This window comes from Stenotrophomonas acidaminiphila, assembly GCF_001431595.1.
Lineage (GTDB): Bacteria > Pseudomonadota > Gammaproteobacteria > Xanthomonadales > Xanthomonadaceae > Stenotrophomonas > Stenotrophomonas acidaminiphila.
This window is the reverse complement of the sequence record NZ_LDJO01000081.1, coordinates 1-18412: the sequence shown is the minus strand read 5'-3', so window position 1 is coordinate 18412 and position 18412 is coordinate 1. Positions and strand designations below refer to the sequence as shown.

Below are 18412 nucleotides of genomic sequence, written 5' to 3'. Positions count from 1 at the left end.
GCGGCGCGCCGCCGACCTGCACCTTGCCGTCGTCGCCCAGCAGCATCAGCAGCACCACCGAGGCGAACAGGATGGTGGCGATGGTGATGCCCGAGACCGGGTTGTTGGACGAGCCGACCAGGCCGGCCAGGTAGCCGGACACCGAAACGAACAGGAAGCCGGCCACGATCATGATGATCGTCATCGGCACGCTGACCAGCCACTGGCCGACGATGGCCTGGTACAGCGCCAGCAGCGGCAGCACGAACAGCACCAGCGCCACCAGCATCCACTTCATCGGCAGGTCGCGCTCGGTCTCGGCCAGCGGCACCGCGCCGGCGCTCTTGCGCGCGGCGGCGAAGCCGCTTTTGATCCCGGCCAGCAGCGACTTGCGCAGCGAGAACAGCGTCCACACCCCGCCCACCAGCATCGCGCCGACGCCGAGGAAGCGGATCTTGGACGACCAGATGGCGAACGCCGCGTCGGCCGCCGGTGCACCGGCGATGCCGGCGGCCAGTTGCGGATCGCTGCCCAGGAACAGCCCGTGGTACAGCGGGATGGCGATGTGCCAGGACAGGATCGCGCCGGACAGCACCACGATGCCGACGTTCAGGCCGACGATGTAGCCCACGCCCAGCAGCGCCGGCGACAGCCCGGTGCCGAGGTAGCCGATCACCTTGTTGTTGGCGAAATAGCCGGCCACCGCCCAACTGTCGGGAATGACCTTCAGGCCATTGGCCGCGGCCAGCTTGACCACGCCGCCGATGGCGGCCGACAGGCCGAGGATCTTCAGCCCCGGCCCGGGGTTTTCGCCGGCCTTGAGCACTTCGGCCGCGGCCTTGCCTTCCGGGAACGGCAGCGGATCTTCGACGATCATCGAGCGCCGCAGCGGCACCGAGAACAGCACGCCGAGCAGGCCGCCGAGGCCGGCGATGCCCAGCACCCACCAGTATTTGAAGTCGGGCCAGTAGCCCATCAGGATCAGCGCCGGGATGGTGAAGATCACGCCCGCGGCGATCGACGAACCGGCGGACGCGCCGGTCTGGACGATGTTGTTCTCGAGGATGGTGCCGCCGCCAAGCAGGCGCAGCACGCCCATCGAGACGACCGCGGCGGGAATGGCCGTGGCCACGGTCAGGCCCGCGAACAGGCCCAGGTAGGCGTTGGCGGCGGACAGCACCACCGCCAGCACGATGGCCAGGACCACCGCGCGGAAGGTGAGCTGCGGGGGTGCAGCATTGTTCATGGAAGTTTCCGGCTGGCAAAAAACGCTGCCACGCTAACGTCCGCTTAACGGCAAGTCCAGCCGTGCCGCAGCATGTGCCTCATGCCCTGTGGCCCGCCGCACGCCGGCACCGGGCCAGGGCGACACCCGCATCCACGCCACGTCCGCCGGCAGGGCCAGCGCATGCGCCGGGCGGGCACCGCCGCGCCCGCCTTCCGCCCGGCTCCTATACTTGCCGCCGACTCCGCAGCCGGCGCCCCGATGCACGCAATCCCCGCCTCCCCGTCCAGCGACTTCCTCGGCCACCCCAAGGGGGTCTACGTCTGCTTCTTCACCGAGATGTGGGAGCGCTTCTCCTTCTACGGGATGAAGGCGCTGCTGCTGCTGTACCTGACCAAGTACCACCTGTTCGGCGACAAGGCCGGACTGGACCTGCTTGGCGCCTACGGCGGGCTGGTGTACTGCGTGCCGGTGTTCGGCGGCCTGCTCGCCGACCGCTGGCTGGGCATGCGCAAGGCAGTGGTGTTCGGCGGCATCCTGCTGGTGCTCGGCCACCTGGGCATGGCCTTCGAGGGCCACGCCGCGCACCGCGTCGGCGGCGAGGTGGTGCGCGACGACACCGCGCTGGGCGCGACCTACCTGTCGCTGGCACTGATCGTGATGGGCGTGGGCTTCCTCAAGCCCAACATCTCCACCATCGTCGGCAAGCTCTATCCCGACCGTGCCGATGGAAGCGCTGACCCGCGCCGCGACTCGGGCTTCTCGCTGTTCTACGCCGGCATCAACCTCGGCGCGCTGTTCGCCTCGCTGGTCTGCGGCTTCCTCGGCGAGGTCTATGGCTGGAAATACGGCTTCGGTGCCGCCGGCATCGGCATGCTGGTCGGCCTGGGAATGTTCCTGTGGGGACAGAAGTACCTGCAGGGGCACGCCGAGCCGCCGCAGCCGGCCGCGCTGCGCCAGCGCATCGCCGGGCTGCCGCGCGAATGGCTGATCTACGCCGTCGCCATCGCCGGGGTGGTGCCGGTGGCGGCGCTGCTGTGGGCCGCGGCCAACGGCGCCTTTGCCCTCGGCGGCGAGATCAGCCTGGCACTGATGCTGATGATCGTGGTGCTGGGCGGCGTGCTGCTGTGGTTCGCCTGGTTCACCGGCACCCGCTGCACCCCGGTGCAGCGCCAGCAGATGATCGCGCTGATGGTGCTGATCTTCATGGCACTGGTGTTCTTCACCCTGTACGAGCAGACCTACGGCTCGTGGGTCACCTTCACCGATCGCCTGCTGACCAAGGACCTGGTGCCGTCGCTGGTGATCCGCGACGGCACCCCGCTGCCGTGGTCGATCGCCTCGCTGCTGCTGGCCCCGCTGGGTTTCGTGGTCGCCGCGCGCCTGTCCGAACGCACCCCGGGCTCGGGCGCGCCGCGCCTGCTGTTCGCCGTCATCGTCGCGGCGATGCTGGTGATGCTGGTGCGCGATTGCCTGGTACTGCCGCAGACCGCCGGGTCCCTGACCTACCTCGGCGCGCTGTTCCTGGTGCTGCTTGCACCGCTGTTCGCCGCCCTGTGGGCATGGCTGGACCGGCGCGGGCTGGATCCCTCCAAGCCGGTGAAGTCCTCGTTCGGGCTGCTGTTCGGCGCGCTGTCGTTCGTGCCGCTGGCACTGGCCGCGCAACATGTCGGCGCCACCGGGCAGATGGCCAGCGTGTGGTGGCTGGTGCTGGCTTACCTGGTCCTGGAGATCGGCGAGATGTGCCTGTCGCCGGTGGGACTGTCGGCCGTCACCCAGTTGGCGGCCCCTCGCGTGGTCAGCCTGATGATGGGCACCTGGTTCCTGGCCACCGCCTTTTCCGAAACCCTGGCCGCGCTGTTCGGCAAGCTCGCCGCCATCGACGTGCCCGAAGGCGGGGTGATGGACATCGCCGAGGCCGCGGCCCGCTACGAACACCTGTTCTGGCTGCTGATGTGGATCGGCCTGGGCTGCGCCGTGCTCGCCCTGCTCGCCTCGCCGCTGCTGAAGCGGATGATGCACGGGGTGCGCTGAGCCTGCCCGGCGGAAACGACAACGGCGCCTCCCGGCGCCGTTGTCGTTTCCACGCAGGCGCATGCCGCGCTTACTTCGCGGTGTCGCCCCCCAGGTGCCGCGACAGGAACGCCAGCAGCCGGGTGTAGTACTCGCGCTGGTGCGGCTCGGTGTAGAAGCCGTGGCCTTCGGTGTCGTAGTACAGCGATTCGACCGGTACCCCGGCCTTCCTCAGTGCCGCTTCCATCATCCGGGTGTGTTCGACCGGGGCGATCTCGTCCTCGCCACCCGCCGCCAGGAACACCGGCACCGTGATCCGCTCGGCCAACCGGTTGGGCGAAGCCGCCGCCAGCGCGGCCATGTCCTCGCCCACCCAGTCCCGGGACCAGTTGCCCAGGCTGCGGCGCTTGCGGCCGTCCTGGCGCTGCATCATCGGCAGGTCGTAGACGCCGACGTACCCGGCCGCACAGCGGTACAGCGAGGGCTCCTTCGCCACCCCCATCAACGCCGCATACCCGCCGTAGCTGGCCCCGTAGATGCAGATCCTCGACGCATCGGCATGGCCCTGCTCGACCGCCCAGCGCGTGGCGTCGGTCAGGTCGTCCTGCATGGCCCCGCCCCACTGCCGCGCACCGGCGGTCTGGAATGCCCAGCCGTAATTGCCGGAACCGCGGTAGTTGACCTGCATGACGGTATAGCCGGCCGCCGCCAGCATCTGCGCATCGCGGTCGTACTGCCACCCGTCGAAGATGCCGAACGGGCCGCCGTGCGGCATCAGCACCATCGGCCGCGCGCCCGAGGCTCCGCGCGGCCGGGTCAGGTAGCCGTGGATGGCAAGCCCGTCGCGCGCCTTGAAGGTGATGGGTTCGACGGTGGCGGCCTTGTCCGGGTCGATCCAGCTGCCGCTGCTGACCACATGGGCCACCTTCTTCTGCGCGGTATCGAACAGGTAGAAGTCGCCGGGGCTGTTGCCGGACCACACCCGGATCAACAGCAGGCTGCCATCGCGGGTACTCGAGGTGACGCGCACGGACTGGCCGGGGAACGCGGCCTCCAGGCTCCGGTACTGGCGCGCCTCGGGCGACGCATCGTCGAAGAACAGGTTGCGGTGCCGGCCATCCATCACCTGTGCGCCGACCGGGATCGAGGTGCCGTTGCGATGGATGATCGACAGCGGGTCGGCCCCCGGGTGATGCAGCACCGTGGTGCGCGCGTTGCTGGCCGGGTCCCAGGCGACGATGCGGTCGGTGCCGTCATCACCGCCGCGCACCTGCAGGTAGACGAGCCGGTTGTCCGCCGAGAAACCCAGGGGAACCTCGATCCGCTTGCTCGCGTTCTGGTCGTTGACCAGGCGCCACTCCGTGCCGGTGGCCTCGCGGTAATACAGCTTGCTGGCATTGTCGACGTCGGCACCGTACGCCAGCCGCACCTCGCCGCCGCTGTCGGTGACGAAGCCCGCGCGCCGCACCGGTGCCCGCGCCAGCGTGGTACGGCGGCCGCTGGCCACATCCATCCGCTCGGCGCGGGTGAACGGCTCGTCGCCCATCAGCGGCCAGACCGAAATCACCGCATGGCGATCGTCCCCGGGCAACCCGTCGATCAGGAACGCGGCCACGTCCTCGACCTTCTTCGGCTGGATCCGGGTACCGGCACCGTTGCCCTGTACCCGGAAGCCGACCAGCAGGTCGGCCTGACCGCCATTGGCCTTGACCGTATAGATCTCGCCGGTCGGTTGTGGCTGGTCGAGCACGCCGAACTTCTCGGCGATGCCGACGAGCACGCGGTCGTCGCTGACCCATTCGAAGTCGCCCACGTGCGCGTTGCGCCGGAGCCTGAACACACCGGCCACCTTGAGGTCGGCGCGCCGGAACAGCGTCAGTGCGGTGCTGTCCTCCAGCGGCACGGTGGCCGCGTAGTACTCCCCGGACGGCGAGATCTTGATCTCGTTGAACTCATCCTTGCGGATGAACTGCCCCAGGTCCACCGCCCCGACCGCCGGCAGTGAGGCCATCGAAAGGGCCAGCAACAGCCCCCATTTGCCTGCCTTCATCCCGTTCCTCCCTGATAATTCCATCCTTCGGGGCCGATTCTAGCCATGCGCCGCGATGGGATGCACGCGGCCCGGCGGTATCGGTTCCGGCGCGGGCGCGGCGTTCGCATGGCAGGGCCAGGAGCAGGGACATGTGCCAACGCATGTCGTGGCAGCACATCTGCGGCGGCCGTCCGGCCGCCGCGCGGATCAGAAATCGATGTCCAGGTTCACGTACACCGCGCGGCCCTGGATGCCATAGATGTTCTGGTAGAACGGATACCAGGTCATGCTCGCGTCCTTCGGCCCGTAGTGGTCGAACAGGTTGGTCACGTCCACGCCCAGGCGCATGTTGCCGGTGATCTTCTTCGACAGGCTGGCGTTCCACTGCACGTACGACGGCAGCTGCGCGCTGGCCTGGTAGTTGACCCGCGCGCCGTTGCGGTAGCCGTACAGGCTCGCCGACCAGTCGCCGCGGTTCCAGCCCAGCGTCCAGTTGCCGCGCGAGCGGAACGCCAGCGGCTGGTTGCCGCAGCTGTAGGTCGCCGAGTAGGAGCAGCCCATGTAGTCCTGCCACGGATCACCGGCGGCGACCTGCACGTCGTAGCCAAGGGTGCGGCTGTACCCGGCATTCAGGCTGAAATCGCCGAGCGCGCCGCCGCTCCAGGCGTACTTCAGGCTCGCGTCCACGCCGCGGGTGCGCACGCCGGCCTGGTTGATCGCGTCCAGGAAATACTCGGTGACCTTGCCCGCCGCATCGCGCTGCACATAGGCCAGGTAGACCGCGCACGCTCCGGAATTCGGATCGACCGGCGTGCCATCGACGCGCCGCCCCAGCAGGCAGCTGGCGTTCTCGCTCATCAGCGTGGCGGTGTCCAGGTACTGGCTCTTGCCCTTGAGGTCGATCTCCCAGTAGTCGGCACTCAGCGACAGCCGTTCGCTGACGTCCCAGACGATGCCGAGGCCATTGGATGTGGCGGTCTCCTCGTGCAGGCGGCTGTTGTTGCCGCCTTCCACGTACCAGGCGCTCTCGTGGTGGTCGGCACCGCACTGCGCAAGACCGGCCGTGGTGGTCAGGTCCAGGCCGTCGAGGCGGCACAGGTAGTAGTTGGTGATGTAGTCGTCGTAACCGGTCACCGGTTCGCCATACAACCACATGATGTTCGGCGCCATGAAGCTGGTCTGCCGGCTTGCGCGCACCAGCAGGTTGTCGAACGGCCGCCATTCCAGGCTGGCCTGCCAGGTGATCGCGTCGCCGACGTCGGAGATGTCGTCGTACTTGTCCCAGCGCCCGGCGACATTGGCCACCAGGCGCTGCAGCAGCGGGATGCGGAACTCGACGCCGGCACCGTAGCGGTCGCGCGGCCCGCCGCCGGATACGCCGGTATGGTTGAAGGTCTTGTCGGCGCCCGCATACGTGCCCAGGCTGCGGCGATCCGGGCGCAGTTCGTACCTGGAGTGCGATGCCTCGAACACCGACGCCATCTCCACGTCGCCCGCCGGCAGCGCGAACAGCGTGCCGCCGAGAACGAACTGCGCCTGCGCGGTCTGCGACAGGTTGCGGTTGCGGATGGTGTCCACCATCGACGCATACTGCTGCGGTGTGATCGGCCCGAACAGCACGGACGGATCGATGCGGTACAACGGCGCGCCGTCGACCTCGCCCACCGCCTCGCCGAACAGGTAGCGGTGCACGCGGTCGGTGATCAGCTGCTTCCAGCTGCTCTTCATCTCGTCGCGCGACAGGCTGAGGCTGGCATCCCAGTCGAAACGCGCGCCGATGGTTCCGCGCAGCCCGGCATTGGCGCTCAGGGTGGTCTCGTCCCACATCCGCATCGGCGCGCCGCCGATGTCGTTGGGGTCGAGCGCGCGCCAGTATTCGAACTGGCCGATGTCCACGTCGTACGCGCTGCCCGCGTTGTACAGGTACATGCTGGTGCGGTGCGCGGCCTCGCTGCGCGAGCGCTGCACCAGCACCTGGCCATAGCCCTGCAGCGCGTCGCTGAAGCGGAAGTTGCCCGACACGTAGGCCGAGGTCTTGTCGTGCTTGTTGGCCAGGGTGTCGCCGTCGTAGTAGTTGGCGTTGCCGCAGGCATAGGGCCGTGCGGCACTGGCCGAGCCGTACATCGGGAAGTAATTGCGCCCCAGGGTACGGCAGGTGTGCTCCAGCGCCGCGGTGGCCGTCGCCGGATCGACATCGCCGGCGTACAGCAGGCGGCCATCCTGGCCCAGCCAGTAATAATCGTTGTAGCCGGCGTCCATCAGCGCGGTATCCAGCCCGAAGGTCGGGCGGCTGGTTCCGGCGTTGCCCGGGGCGTTCATTCCGGTGCGGATGATGTTGCCGCGCTGCCAGGAGAAGATCGGCTCGCGGTTGAGCTGCTCGAACGCGTAGGTGATGCTGCCACGGTCCCATGCCTTGCCGCCGCTGAACTGGAACTGGGCGGTATCGCCGCCGCCACGGGTGGTGGCGCCGCCGCGCACGCGCAGGTGGTCACCCTCCCAGTTGTCACGGGTGACGATGTTGACCACGCCGGCCACCGCATCGGAGCCGTAGATCGCCGACGCACCGCCGTTGAGTACCTCGATGCGTTCCACCACCACCGCCGGAATGCTGCCGACACTGACGCCGGTGGAGGCTGCGCCGGAACTGGCCGCGTACTCGGTCATGCGTTTGCCGTTGAGCAGGATCAGCTGATAGCCCACGCCCAGTCCGCGCAGGTTGAGGAACGCGGCATCCGGTTGCGAGGCGCTGGCATTGAACTCGCCACCGACGACATCGCCGTTGAACTGGGTCAGCGTCTGCAGCGTTTCGGCCACGGTGCTGTAGCCCTGCTTGCGGATGTCCTCACTGGTGATCACCACCACCGGCGACGGGCCCTCGACCGCGGCGCGCCTGATGCGCGAACCGGTGACCTCGACCTTGTCCAGCGTACGCGCGGCATCGCCACCATCGGCCGGGTCGCCGGCCGCTGCCGGCGCCGCCTGCTGCGCATGCGCGGCACCTGCGGCCGATGCCACGGCCGGCAGCGCCAGGGCCATGAGGACCGCCATTGACAGGCGGCGGTACTGCGGTTGTTGCGGGCCAATGGACATCATGGTTCGTCTCCCCGTTGCTCGGCATGGTTCGGCTGGAAGGCACTGCGGCGATGGCGATCTGTCGCGATGGACGGTGTTGCCTGCGGTCCGGACACGGCAGCGGATCGCGGCGCTGCGACAGGCAGCGCCGGGAGGCAGTACCGGACCCGGATGCGTTCCGGTCGCATGGCGGCCCTGCGGGCACGCTTCCCCGGAACATGCCAGCGATCCTAGGCGCGACATCGCCTGCCACGCATCGGGAGAAACCCCGATTGTTCGCATGCCGCGACTGCTTCGACGGAAGCTGTCCCACCCTGTTCGGGGCAACGACGAAAGCGCCTGAAAAAAGACGTCGCGCAGTGCATGGATGCGCTCGCGGATGCGGTATCGTTGCCGCGGCCCGCGCATGCCGCAGCAGCGCGCGGGCCGCCGATGCGCTACCGCGCCTCGCCCTGCAGATCGCTGCATCCGCGGACATCGCCGCGCACGATGCACACCACCTTCTCGAACAGACCGGGGAAAAGATGAAGATCCAGGCACCACGCATGGCCGTTCTCGCACTCGCACTGTTTTCCATCGGAACCGCGCCACCGCTGTGCGCCGCGCCCGGCACCGGCGACCGGCACGGTTGCGATGCGACCCCGGCAGCTGCCAGTGCGCAGGCACAGGCCAGGCGCGAGGCGTTCGACGCGGCGATGCGCGCGCATGGCATTCCCGGCGCGCAGCTGATCCATACCCGCGACGGAATCTCCGAGGCGTACTGCCATGGCGTGCTCAACGCCCGCGCGGCGGCCACGGTCGGCGACGACACAGTGTTCCAGGCCGCCTCGCTGTCCAAGGTCGTGGCCGCCTACATCGCGCTGCGCCTGGTCGACGCCGGAAAGCTCGATCTCGACAAACCGCTGTGGGACTACTGGCAATCGCCCAGGACCAGGGACAACCCGCTGGCACGGCAGGTCACCACGCGCATGGTGCTGGCCCACACCAGCGGCCTGCCCAACTGGCAGATATCACCGTCGAACCCGGCCATCGACGGCACGCCGTTGGAGAGCCGGTTCGCGCCCGGCGAGCACTACGCCTACTCCGGCGAAGGCTTCTACCTGCTGCAGCGCACGCTCGAGCACATCACCGGCAGCAGCTGGAATGCGCTGGCCTCGCGCGAGGTGTTCTCGCGGTTCGACATGCCCAGCAGCAGTTACCTCACCGACCCGGCGATGCGCGCGCGCAACGCCACCGGCCACGGCAAGGACGGCACGCCCGCAGCGGAGCGGGTGTTCGGCTGGGAGAACACCGCCTGGACCCTGGTCAGCAATGCGCATGACTACGACAACTTCATCCACAAAGCGCTGTACCGCGGCGAAGGACTCAGGCCGGCCACGCATGCGTTGCTGTTCACACCGGCCAGCGACGCCGACGATCCGGCATCGCCGGGCCCGGCCGATGCGTTCATCGCCTGGGGCCTGGGCGTGGGACTGCAGGACGCCGATGGCCGGCGCCTGGCCTGGCACTGGGGCGACAACCCCGGCTTCAAGGCCTTCTTCATGCTCGACCCGGCCAGCGGCGAAAGCCTGGTGCTGTTCACCAACAGCGAGAACGGGCCCGCGGCCTACAAGCAGGTACTGCGCGCGTTCATGGGCCCGGGCAGCTACCCGGCCGTCGACTGGTCCAGCGCGCAGGATTGACCGCAGGCACCGGGCCGGTTGCAGGCGTACCCCGCGACCGGCCCGTGCGTGGCGATCAGGCGTCGTTCAACCCCACACGGCAGGCGCAGGCATCGACATGCGCCCATGCTGGTAGACAATGCCGCCCGGCCAGTCCTCGGCCTGCAGCCAGGGACCATCCAGGTCGCAGACTTCGCACAGCTGTGCGAGCACCATGCCCGGCGCGACCGATACCGATCCGCCCAGCATGCATCCCACCATCAGCCGGAAGCCCGCCGCGCGCGCCGCCGCGGCCAGTTCCAGCGCGGCGGTCAGGCCACCGGTCTTGTCCAGCTTGATGTTGACGAACTGATAGCACCCGACCAGGCCGGCAAGGTCCTCGTGCGTGGACAGCGCCTCGTCGGCGCAGACCGGGATCGCACCGTCATAGCCGCGCAGCCCGTCGCCATGCGCCACCGCCACCGGCTGCTCCAGCAGGTCCACCGCAAACGGCTGCAGGGCCGGCACGTAGGCCCGCAGCTCCTCCACGCTCCACGACTGGTTGGCGTCGACGATCAACCGCGCCCGTGGCGCGCCGCGACGCACCGCGGCCACCGCCTCCAGCGGCGAGCCCTTGCCCACCTTGATCTTGAGCCAGGGGTAACCGGCGTGCGCACGCGCGGTGGCCTCGTAGGCGGCGATGTCGCGGATGCCGATGGTCACCGCGCTGTCGACCGGCCGCCAGTGGGCGATGCCGGCGCGGGTCCATGCCGGCACCCCGCTTTGCTTTGCCTCCAGGTCCCACAGCGCCGCATCCAGCGCATGCCGGGCACCGCCGGCCGGCAGCAGCCGCAGCAGTTCGTGGCGGTCGCAGCCCCGTTCCAGCGCCGGGCGCACCTGCTCGATCTGCGCGAGCATGCTTTCCGGGGTTTCGCCGTGGTAGCCGACGCCACCGGCCTCGCCACGGCCGACCCGGCCGTCCTCGTGCAGCTCGACGATGACCACGCGCGCCTCGCTGCGCACGCCGCGGGCGATGGCGAACGGCTCCCTCAGTTTCCAGGCATGCGGCCTGGCATGCAGCGTGCGCATGGCCACGGCCTCAGCCCATGATCGAGGCCAGCGCCCGGTCAAGGGGGCTGCGCATCGGGTCGAAGGCCGGAACGCCCAGCTCGCGCTCGGCACGCTCCAGGGCCTCCTGCGCGGCGGCGGCGTCCATCGCCGAGGTATTCAGGCTCACCCCGACCAGGCGCGCGCCGGGATTGGTCAGGCGCGCGGCCTGCAGGTACAGGTCGCGTGCCACCGCCAGCCCCGGCACCGGGTAGTCCGGCCAGCTGACCAGGTGCGTGCGCAGCGGGTCGTGGCACAGCACCAGGCCGTCGGCCTGCGAACCGTGCAGCAGGCCCAGGGTCACGCCGGCATAGGCCGGATGGAACAGCGAGCCCTGGCCTTCGATCAGGTCCCAGTGGTCGGGCGCGGCGTCGGGCGAAATGCACTCGGCCGCGCCGGCGATGAAATCGGCGATCACCGCATCCACCGCGATGCCGGCGCCGGCGATCATGATGCCGGTCTGCCCGGTCGCACGGAAATCGGCATCGATGCCCTGCCCGCGCATCGCCCGGGCCAGCGCCAGCGCGGTGTACTTCTTGCCCAGCGCGCAGTCGGTACCGACCATCGCCACGCGCTTGCCGCTGCGCCGCTTGCCGGTGGCGCGCGGCAGGTTGTCCGGGGGCCGGCGCACGTCCACCAGGCGCACGCCCGAACGCTGTGCCGCCTGCGCCAGGCCGGGCACCGATTCCAGCGGCGTGTGCAGGCCGCTGACGATGTCCAGGCCCGCCTCCACCGCGGCGATCAACAGCGGGCTCCAGTGCGCGGGAATGCGCCCGCCGACCGGGGTGACGCCGATCACCAGCGAGCGCGCGCCGGCGGCGGCCGCGGCAACCGGGTCCAGTTCCGCCAGGCCAAGGTCGATGGTGCCGCCAGGCAGCCGCGTCTGGCCGATGCAGTCCTGCGCGCTCCAGTCGCGCAGGCCGAAGGCGGTCTTGGCTTTCAGCGGATTGGTTTCCTCGCCCAGGAACAACAGGTAAGGCATGTGCAGGACCACCCTGGCCGGCGTCGCGCTCATGGCCGGGCCTCCACGGGTACCTGCTGCCGCTCGTTCGTATGTCGCATGCTTGCCACCTATTTCCCGGGCCGGAACTGATCGTCGCCATTCGACCATACCGGGTGTCGTCCCGAATCGGGAAAAACCCGCATATTCCCGGCCGGGCACCGCCGCCGCCAGCGCGCGATGCGCGCCGCTTGCCAGCACCACGGGCCGCTGCTACATAGCCACGATGCCATTCGCCGCCAGCCTGCGGGCGAGGCCGCCACCACGCCGTCCGCACCTTCCCGGAGACGCCATGCTGATGCTCGATGCCCCACCCAGCGCGCGCGCCGATGGCCTGGCGTCCGCGCGTGCGGCGCTGGTGAAGGCACTGGACATGGCATCGCTATGGCAGGCCTGCGCGGCGCTGATCAACGCGGCACTGCCGTGCCATTCGTGCAGCCTGCTGTTCGATATCGACGGCTACCAGCCGCTGCAGGGCCGGCACCACCTGGCCACGGCCGGCGACGACGGGACCCGCCTGGTCACCAGCCTGGAAGTGGCCGCGCCCTACCTGGACGCCAATCCACGGATCCGCTGGTACACGTTCTCGCAGATCGCATCGCAGGACGCGCTTGCACCCGAACGGCTCAAGGCGCAGAACCCGGCGCCGGCCTGGCGCGAATTCATCCACCTGGCGTTCTGGGACGGCACCCGGCTGGAAGCGGTACTGAGCATCCGCATCCTCACCGCCCACACCGAGCTGTCCGACGCCGAACTGGCGTTCCTGGCCGAGCTGTATCCGTTGCTGGATGCCAGCCTGCAGCGCGTGCGCATGCTCGAATCCGACCGGCTGCGGCACAAGGCCGTGGAAGACCTGCTGTACGAGCTGCCGCTGGCCGCACTGCTGGTGGATGGCAACCTGGCGCCGTCGTACATGTCGCGCGAAGCCAAGCGCATCTGCCGGCGCTGGAGTGCCGATACGGAACGCGACGGCTGCCTGCCGCGCGCGATCGAGGCGCCGCTGCGCCGCTGGATGGAGGGGGCCGCAGGCACCGCCGCGGCGCCCGGCCAGCGCGCCAGCTTCATCCTGGCCCATCCGCAGCGCCCGGCGCAGACCCTGCGCGTGGAGATCAGTTCGGCGCCCGGCAATTCATTCCGCCACGCCCAGCACCTGCTTGTCCTGGCCGCGGACGGCGACACCGACGATGTGGCCGGGGCCGCCGCCGCACGCGCCCTGCCCCTGCTCAAGTGCCTGTCGCCAAGCGAGCGCAAGGTGGCCGGGCTGGTCGCCTCGGGGCTGCGCAACGACGCCATCGCCGAGCGCCTGTGCCGCTCGCGCAAGACCATCGAATCGCAGATCAGCTCGATCTTCCGCAAGTTGAACGTCAGCAACCGCACGCAGCTGGCGCGGCTGCTCAACTGAATCACCGCGGCCGCGCGCCCACTCCGGCGCGCAGGCGGCCGCAGCGGCGGGTCAGCGTGGCGCCGGCGCCGCCAGCTGCGCGCGTCGCACCGCCTCCAGCACCGGCGCCAGCGGCAGCGCCGCCGCGGTGCCGCGGTGTCCGTGCACGGTGTGGGCGCGGAACAGCGAGTTGACGATGGCTTCCTCGGTCGCCTCGGCAGCGGCCTGGAACAGCGGCGACATGGCTTCGCCGGCCAGGCTGCGCGCCGGCTGCAGCGCCCGGTCCGGATCGCGCAGGTTCTCCTTCGCGGTGGAGAAGGCGATGACATAGTCGCCCGAGCCGTTGGACATCACCGAACCGGTGCGCGCCAACCCGACCAGCGCCCGCTTCGCCAGGCGCTGCAGCTGCGCCGCGTCCAGCGGGGCATCGGTGGCCACCACCAGCATGATGCTGCCGTCGCCGGTGCTCGGCGGCGGCACCGCCAGGCTGCGCGCATACGCGGCCGGGTCCGGCAACACCTTCCACACCGGCACGCCGGCGATGGTCAGCTCGCCGCCGAAATTGCTCTGCACCAGCACGCCGACCGTGTAGCCGCCATCGCCGGCAGGCAGCTGCCGCGAACTGGTACCGATGCCGCCCTTCCAGCCGAAGGCGACCGTACCGGCACCGGCACCGACATCGCCTTCCTCGACCACGGCATGCGACGGCGTGGTCAGCGCGCTCTCCACCAGCGCCGGGGTCAGCGGCCGCGCACGGATGTCGCTGAGGTAACCATCGTTGGTCTCGCCCACCACGGGGTTGATCGAGCGCACCTGCTCCATGCCCGGCTGCCGCAACAGCCAGTCCGCCGTCGCGTCGGCGACCTTCCAGGTGCTCAGCGTGCCGGTCAGCAGGATCGGCGTTTCCAGCTCGCCCAGTTCCTGCACCTGGGTGATGCCGGCCAGCTTGCCGTAGCCGTTGCCGACCACGATCGCCGCCGGCACCCGCTGCCGGTACAGGTTGCCGGGATGCGGCAGGATCGCGGTGACCCCGGTATGCAGGCGCGTGCCCTCGCGCAGGGTGGCGTGGCCGACGCCGACCCCGGCCACGTCGGTGATCGCATTGTGCGGCCCGGTCGCCAGCGTACCGATGACCACGCCGGCCTCGCGCGCACGTAGCCGCTGTTCGGCGGCGAGCGTGGCCGATGCGGCGCCGGCGGCGACCAGGGCGAACAGCAGGGGGGACCAGCGCTTGATCATTCGACGGCTCCAGCAGGACACGGGGACATGGCGGCACGGTACAGGAAGCCCCCCGCCTGCGGTCACGCAGGCAGGGCCGGGTCCGCCGGCCGCATCGGTGCGATGCTGGCGCCGGAACGATGCCGGCGCATCGGGAAAAATCCTGATTCTTGCCTGGCAGGGCGCCGCGCCTGCCGCCGCGCGTCAGCGCGCGCGGCGATGCTCGTACCAGCCCCGCGAGCGATTGACGATGTGGACCACGGACAGCATCACCGGCACTTCGATCAGCACGCCGACCACCGTGGCCAGTGCCGCCCCCGAATGGACGCCGAACACGCTTACCGCGGTGGCCACCGCCAGTTCGAAGAAGTTGCTGGCGCCGATCAGCGCCGAGGGGCCGGCAACGCAGTGGGCCACGCCCAGGCGGCGGTTGAGCAGATAGGCCAGCCCCGAGTTGAAATAGACCTGGATGAGGATGGGCACGGCCAGCATCGCGATCACCAGCGGCTGGGCCAGGATCTGCCTGCCCTGGAACCCGAACAGCAGCACCAGCATCAGCAGCAGCGCCGCCAGCGACAGCGGGCCGAGCCGGGCCAGCCAGCCGTCGAGCCGCCGCTGCCCGCCGTTGCGCATCACCCAGGCGCGCAGGCCGGTGGCGATGATCACCGGCACCACGATGTACAGCCCCACGGAGATGACCAGCGTCGCCCACGGCACCGTGATCGAGGAAATGCCGAGCAGCAGCGCGACCAGCGGCGCGAACGCCACCACCATGATCGCGTCGTTCAAGGCCACCTGGCTGAGGGTGAAGGCGGCATCGCCGCGGCACAGGTTGCTCCACACGAACACCATCGCGGTGCACGGCGCGGCCGCCAGCAGGATCAGGCCGGCGATGTAGGCATCCACCTGGTCGGCCGGCAGCCACGGCGCGAACACGTGGCGCAGGAAGAACCAGCCCAGCAGGGCCATCGAGAACGGCTTCACCGCCCAGTTGACGAACAGCGTGGTGCCGATGCCGCGCCAGTGCCGGCCGACCTGGCGCAGCGCGCCGAAGTCGATCTTCATCAGCATGGGCACGATCATCACCCAGATGAGCACCGCCACCGGCAGGTTCACCTGCGCCCATTCGATGCCGCCAAGGTGCGCGAACGCCGATGGCCAGCGATGGCCCAGCAGCGTGCCGGCCACGATGCACAACGCCACCCACAGGGTCAGGTAGCGCTCGAAGAACCCTATGCGTGGTGCTGCCTCACTCACCGGTCGCGTCCCCGGCGTCGACAAAGCCAATCTTGTCCAGGGCGGCCTTGAGCTGCGCACGGTCCTCCCATACCGACGAGGGAAGCGCCAGGAAGGCCATCAGCCGGGCCTGGATGACACGATGGGCCTGCCTGAACGCCGCACGCTTGTCGTCGTCGCTGCCACCGGCCGCCGCCGGGTCGGGCAACCCCCAATGGGTGCGCAGGAAATCCCCGAATACCACCGGGCAGGTTTCGGCTGCTGCCGAATCGCACACCGTCACCACCAGGTCCATGCGCGGCGCCCCCGGCGTGGTGAACTCGTCCCAGGACTTGCTGCGCAGCCCGGCGGTGGAAATACCCTCGGCCTGCAGTTGGGCCAGGGCGAACGGGTTCACGGTGCCGGTGGGCTGGCTGCCGGCGCTGAACACCTTGAAACGGTTGCCGGCCCACGCGCGCAGCGTGGCTTCGGCCAGGACACTGCGGGCACTGTTGCCGGTACACAGGAAAAGCACGTTGTGGGTCATGGCGAGGACGTCATGTGGAGGAAGGCGGTGTGCTGCAGGAGAACCGCCGCCCGGTCAGCAGCCGCAGGCGGGATCGGCCACCGGCGCGCATTCGGCATTGCCCGAACCGGCGCAGCAGTTGTGGGTGAGGTACTGGATCAGGCCATTCATTGCCTGGAAGTTCGCGCGATAGCAGACATGACGCCCCTGGCTTTCGCTCTCCACCAGGCCGGCATGCACCAGTTCCTTCAGGTGGAAGGACAACGTCGCGCCGGGGACCTCCAGCGCCTGGCCGATATCCCCGGCCATGCGGCCCGCAGGACCGGCTTCGACCAGCAGGCGGAAGGCCGCCAGCCGGGTGGCGTGGCCCAGGGCGGTGAGCGCGGCGATTGCATTTTTTGTTTCCATTTTTCTAGAATAATAGAATGAATGAATCCGGACAATCCCCCTTCGACCTTCCCGCGCACCTGGACACGCGCCTGCTGCCACCGCCCACGCAACCGCTGGCCGACGGCCACGGCGAGGCACGGCGCCCGCGCATCCTCATCCTGTACGGCTCGCTGCGGCCGCAGTCGTACAGCCGCAAGCTGGCCCTGGAAGCCGAACGCATCCTGCAGTATCTCGGCGCCGAGACCCGGGTGTTCGATCCGCACGACCTGCCCATGCTCGACAGCGTGGACAAGCAGCACCCCAGGGTGCGGCAACTGCGCGAGTGGTCGCAGTGGTCCGAGGGCCACGTCTGGGTGTCGCCCGAACGCCATGGCACGATCACCGGGGTGTTCAAGAACCAGATCGACTGGCTGCCACTGGAAGACGGCAGCGTGCGGCCGACCCAGGGCAAGACCCTGGCGGTGATGCAGGTCAGCGGCGGCTCGCAGTCGTTCAACGTGGTCAACACGCTGCGCGTGCTGGGGCGCTGGATGCGCATGCTCACCATCCCCAACCAGTCATCGGTGGCCAAGGCCTGGCAGGAGTTCGACGACGACGGCCGCATGAAGCCCTCGCCCTACTACGACCGCGTGGTGGACGTCATGGAAGAGCTGGTGAAGTTCACCCTGCTGGTGCGCGGCCACGGCGAGCATCTGGTGGACCGCTACAGCGAGCGCAAGGGTGCGGAGGAAGCGCGCCGCATCTCGCGGGCGGCCGCGGTGACGGAATGAAGGAATGACGGAATGACGCCGCGTTCCGGCGGCGCGCCGACCGGACCACCTGCATATCGCGCCGCGCCGCAGCGCGCGGCGCAGGGCGGATGAAAACGCTAATTAGTAGCAAATACCCAAACCCGATATCCTTACGGATCATGGGCTTGCTGGAGAGCCGTGCAGACGAGGTGACCAGCCTCTAGCGCATCGGGCGTACACGCCGGCTCAAAAATAGGTAGAGGGCGGGGCAGCATGCTCGCCCATCTGGAGGGAAAAGAAAGTCTTGGCTCAAGTGTTGGCTTGGTCTGCACGATGCCCAGGATGGTGCTGGTAGATGGCTGGCTGCCATCAGGGGCGCCTAGCTTGTGCAGGCTGACGAACGAGACGCTGCCGAAGTAAGTGAAGGTCAGGTAGCTGAAGATGAGCATCCCCCACAGCACGTTGGACAAGGGGCGGATGTTCTTCCATAAGGCGGCCACGACCAAGGCAGCCTAGACACCAAGCGCCCAGCTGAACAAGGCATAGAAGATCCCCAGAGGCGCATCGACCAAGATGCAGCCAGCTAAGGCCATCAAGCCGATCGTACTGCCAACCACCCAAGCCTTAAGGAGGACCGGGCCTGCGCTGACTCAGCCTCGTTAAAACGCTGCTCGTGCTTGATCGACGGGAGGGGTTGAACTACTCCCAGTAAATCTCCGGCTACCAGCACCAAACCGGGCAACACCAGCAGCATTACGAACAGGAGTACGCCCAGCAAGGCCGCCGCCGCGATGGCGCCCATTAAACTAGCCAAATCGAACGTCGGTGGACCGGCCAGCCTTTCGTAGACACTCGGACGCCATAATTGATGGCAATGACCCAG

General features: G+C 69.0%; 15 protein-coding genes. 4 read left to right on the top strand and 11 right to left on the bottom strand.

Annotation, left to right across the window (positions count from 1 at the left end; translation table 11 throughout):
* A partial coding sequence (locus ABB33_RS17065) for an OPT family oligopeptide transporter (protein WP_082595154.1) occupies positions 1–1225 on the bottom strand: 1225 nt, incomplete at its 3' end.
* 240 nt (positions 1226–1465) lie between these two features.
* Between ABB33_RS17065 and ABB33_RS17060 the strand changes: the two genes are divergently transcribed.
* Positions 1466–3238, top strand: coding sequence for a peptide MFS transporter (locus ABB33_RS17060; protein ID WP_056932887.1), 1773 nt, complete (start codon positions 1466–1468; stop codon positions 3236–3238).
* Between the two features lie 70 nt (positions 3239–3308).
* On the opposite strand, the gene ABB33_RS17055 is transcribed toward ABB33_RS17060, so the two are convergent.
* Positions 3309–5267, bottom strand: coding sequence for an alpha/beta hydrolase family protein (locus ABB33_RS17055; RefSeq protein ID WP_082595153.1), 1959 nt, complete (start codon positions 5265–5267; stop codon positions 3309–3311).
* A gap of 189 nt (positions 5268–5456) precedes the next feature.
* Positions 5457–8342 (bottom strand): TonB-dependent receptor plug domain-containing protein, encoded by a 2886-nt coding sequence (locus tag ABB33_RS17050; RefSeq protein WP_056932886.1) that lies wholly within the window; start codon positions 8340–8342, stop codon positions 5457–5459.
* A 524-nt stretch (positions 8343–8866) separates the two neighbouring features.
* Here ABB33_RS17050 and ABB33_RS17045 point away from each other — a divergent pair.
* Positions 8867–10003, top strand: a complete 1137-nt coding sequence (locus ABB33_RS17045; RefSeq protein ID WP_161809439.1) for a serine hydrolase domain-containing protein — start codon at positions 8867–8869, stop codon at positions 10001–10003.
* A 66-nt stretch (positions 10004–10069) separates the two neighbouring features.
* On the opposite strand, the gene dgcA is transcribed toward ABB33_RS17045, so the two are convergent.
* Both dgcA and ABB33_RS17035 read right to left on the bottom strand, forming a co-directional pair.
* Entirely contained in the window at positions 10070–11050 is a 981-nt protein-coding gene (dgcA, locus tag ABB33_RS17040) for an N-acetyl-D-Glu racemase DgcA (RefSeq protein WP_056932884.1), read from the bottom strand.
* A 10-nt stretch (positions 11051–11060) separates the two neighbouring features.
* Complete coding sequence (locus ABB33_RS17035; RefSeq protein ID WP_056932883.1) at positions 11061–12083, bottom strand: N-acetyltransferase DgcN family protein; 1023 nt, start codon at positions 12081–12083, stop codon at positions 11061–11063.
* A gap of 277 nt (positions 12084–12360) precedes the next feature.
* Here ABB33_RS17035 and ABB33_RS17030 point away from each other — a divergent pair, with 277 nt between their 5' ends.
* Positions 12361–13470 carry a helix-turn-helix transcriptional regulator gene (locus ABB33_RS17030; RefSeq protein WP_056932882.1) on the top strand — a complete coding sequence of 370 codons (1110 nt, stop codon included), beginning with the start codon at positions 12361–12363 and terminating at the stop codon, positions 13468–13470.
* A 51-nt stretch (positions 13471–13521) separates the two neighbouring features.
* Here ABB33_RS17030 and ABB33_RS17025 read toward each other — a convergent pair whose 3' ends face one another.
* From ABB33_RS17025 to ABB33_RS17010, 4 genes are all read right to left on the bottom strand, one after another.
* Positions 13522–14688: a DmpA family aminopeptidase gene (locus ABB33_RS17025; RefSeq protein WP_056932881.1), complete on the bottom strand. Its 1167-nt coding sequence runs from the start codon at positions 14686–14688 to the stop codon at positions 13522–13524.
* Positions 14689–14871: 183 nt separating this feature from the next.
* Positions 14872–15903 (bottom strand): ACR3 family arsenite efflux transporter, encoded by a 1032-nt coding sequence (arsB, locus tag ABB33_RS17020; RefSeq protein WP_182212920.1) that lies wholly within the window; start codon positions 15901–15903, stop codon positions 14872–14874.
* A 13-nt stretch (positions 15904–15916) separates the two neighbouring features.
* A complete protein-coding gene (locus tag ABB33_RS17015; RefSeq protein WP_056932879.1) occupies positions 15917–16429 on the bottom strand; it encodes an arsenate reductase ArsC in 513 nt (170 codons plus the stop codon).
* Positions 16430–16483: 54 nt separating this feature from the next.
* Positions 16484–16816: an ArsR/SmtB family transcription factor gene (locus ABB33_RS17010; RefSeq protein ID WP_054664034.1), complete on the bottom strand. Its 333-nt coding sequence runs from the start codon at positions 16814–16816 to the stop codon at positions 16484–16486.
* Between the two features lie 17 nt (positions 16817–16833).
* Here ABB33_RS17010 and arsH point away from each other — a divergent pair, with 17 nt between their 5' ends.
* Positions 16834–17568, top strand: coding sequence for an arsenical resistance protein ArsH (arsH, locus tag ABB33_RS17005; RefSeq protein ID WP_056932878.1), 735 nt, complete (start codon positions 16834–16836; stop codon positions 17566–17568).
* Positions 17569–17699: 131 nt separating this feature from the next.
* Here arsH and ABB33_RS17000 read toward each other — a convergent pair whose 3' ends face one another.
* Positions 17700–17999, bottom strand: a complete 300-nt coding sequence (locus ABB33_RS17000; RefSeq protein ID WP_152985147.1) for a hypothetical protein — start codon at positions 17997–17999, stop codon at positions 17700–17702.
* Between the two features lie 122 nt (positions 18000–18121).
* Positions 18122–18412, bottom strand: a 291-nt coding sequence (locus tag ABB33_RS18995) for a hypothetical protein (RefSeq protein WP_211260895.1), incomplete at its 5' end; no start/stop codon positions are given.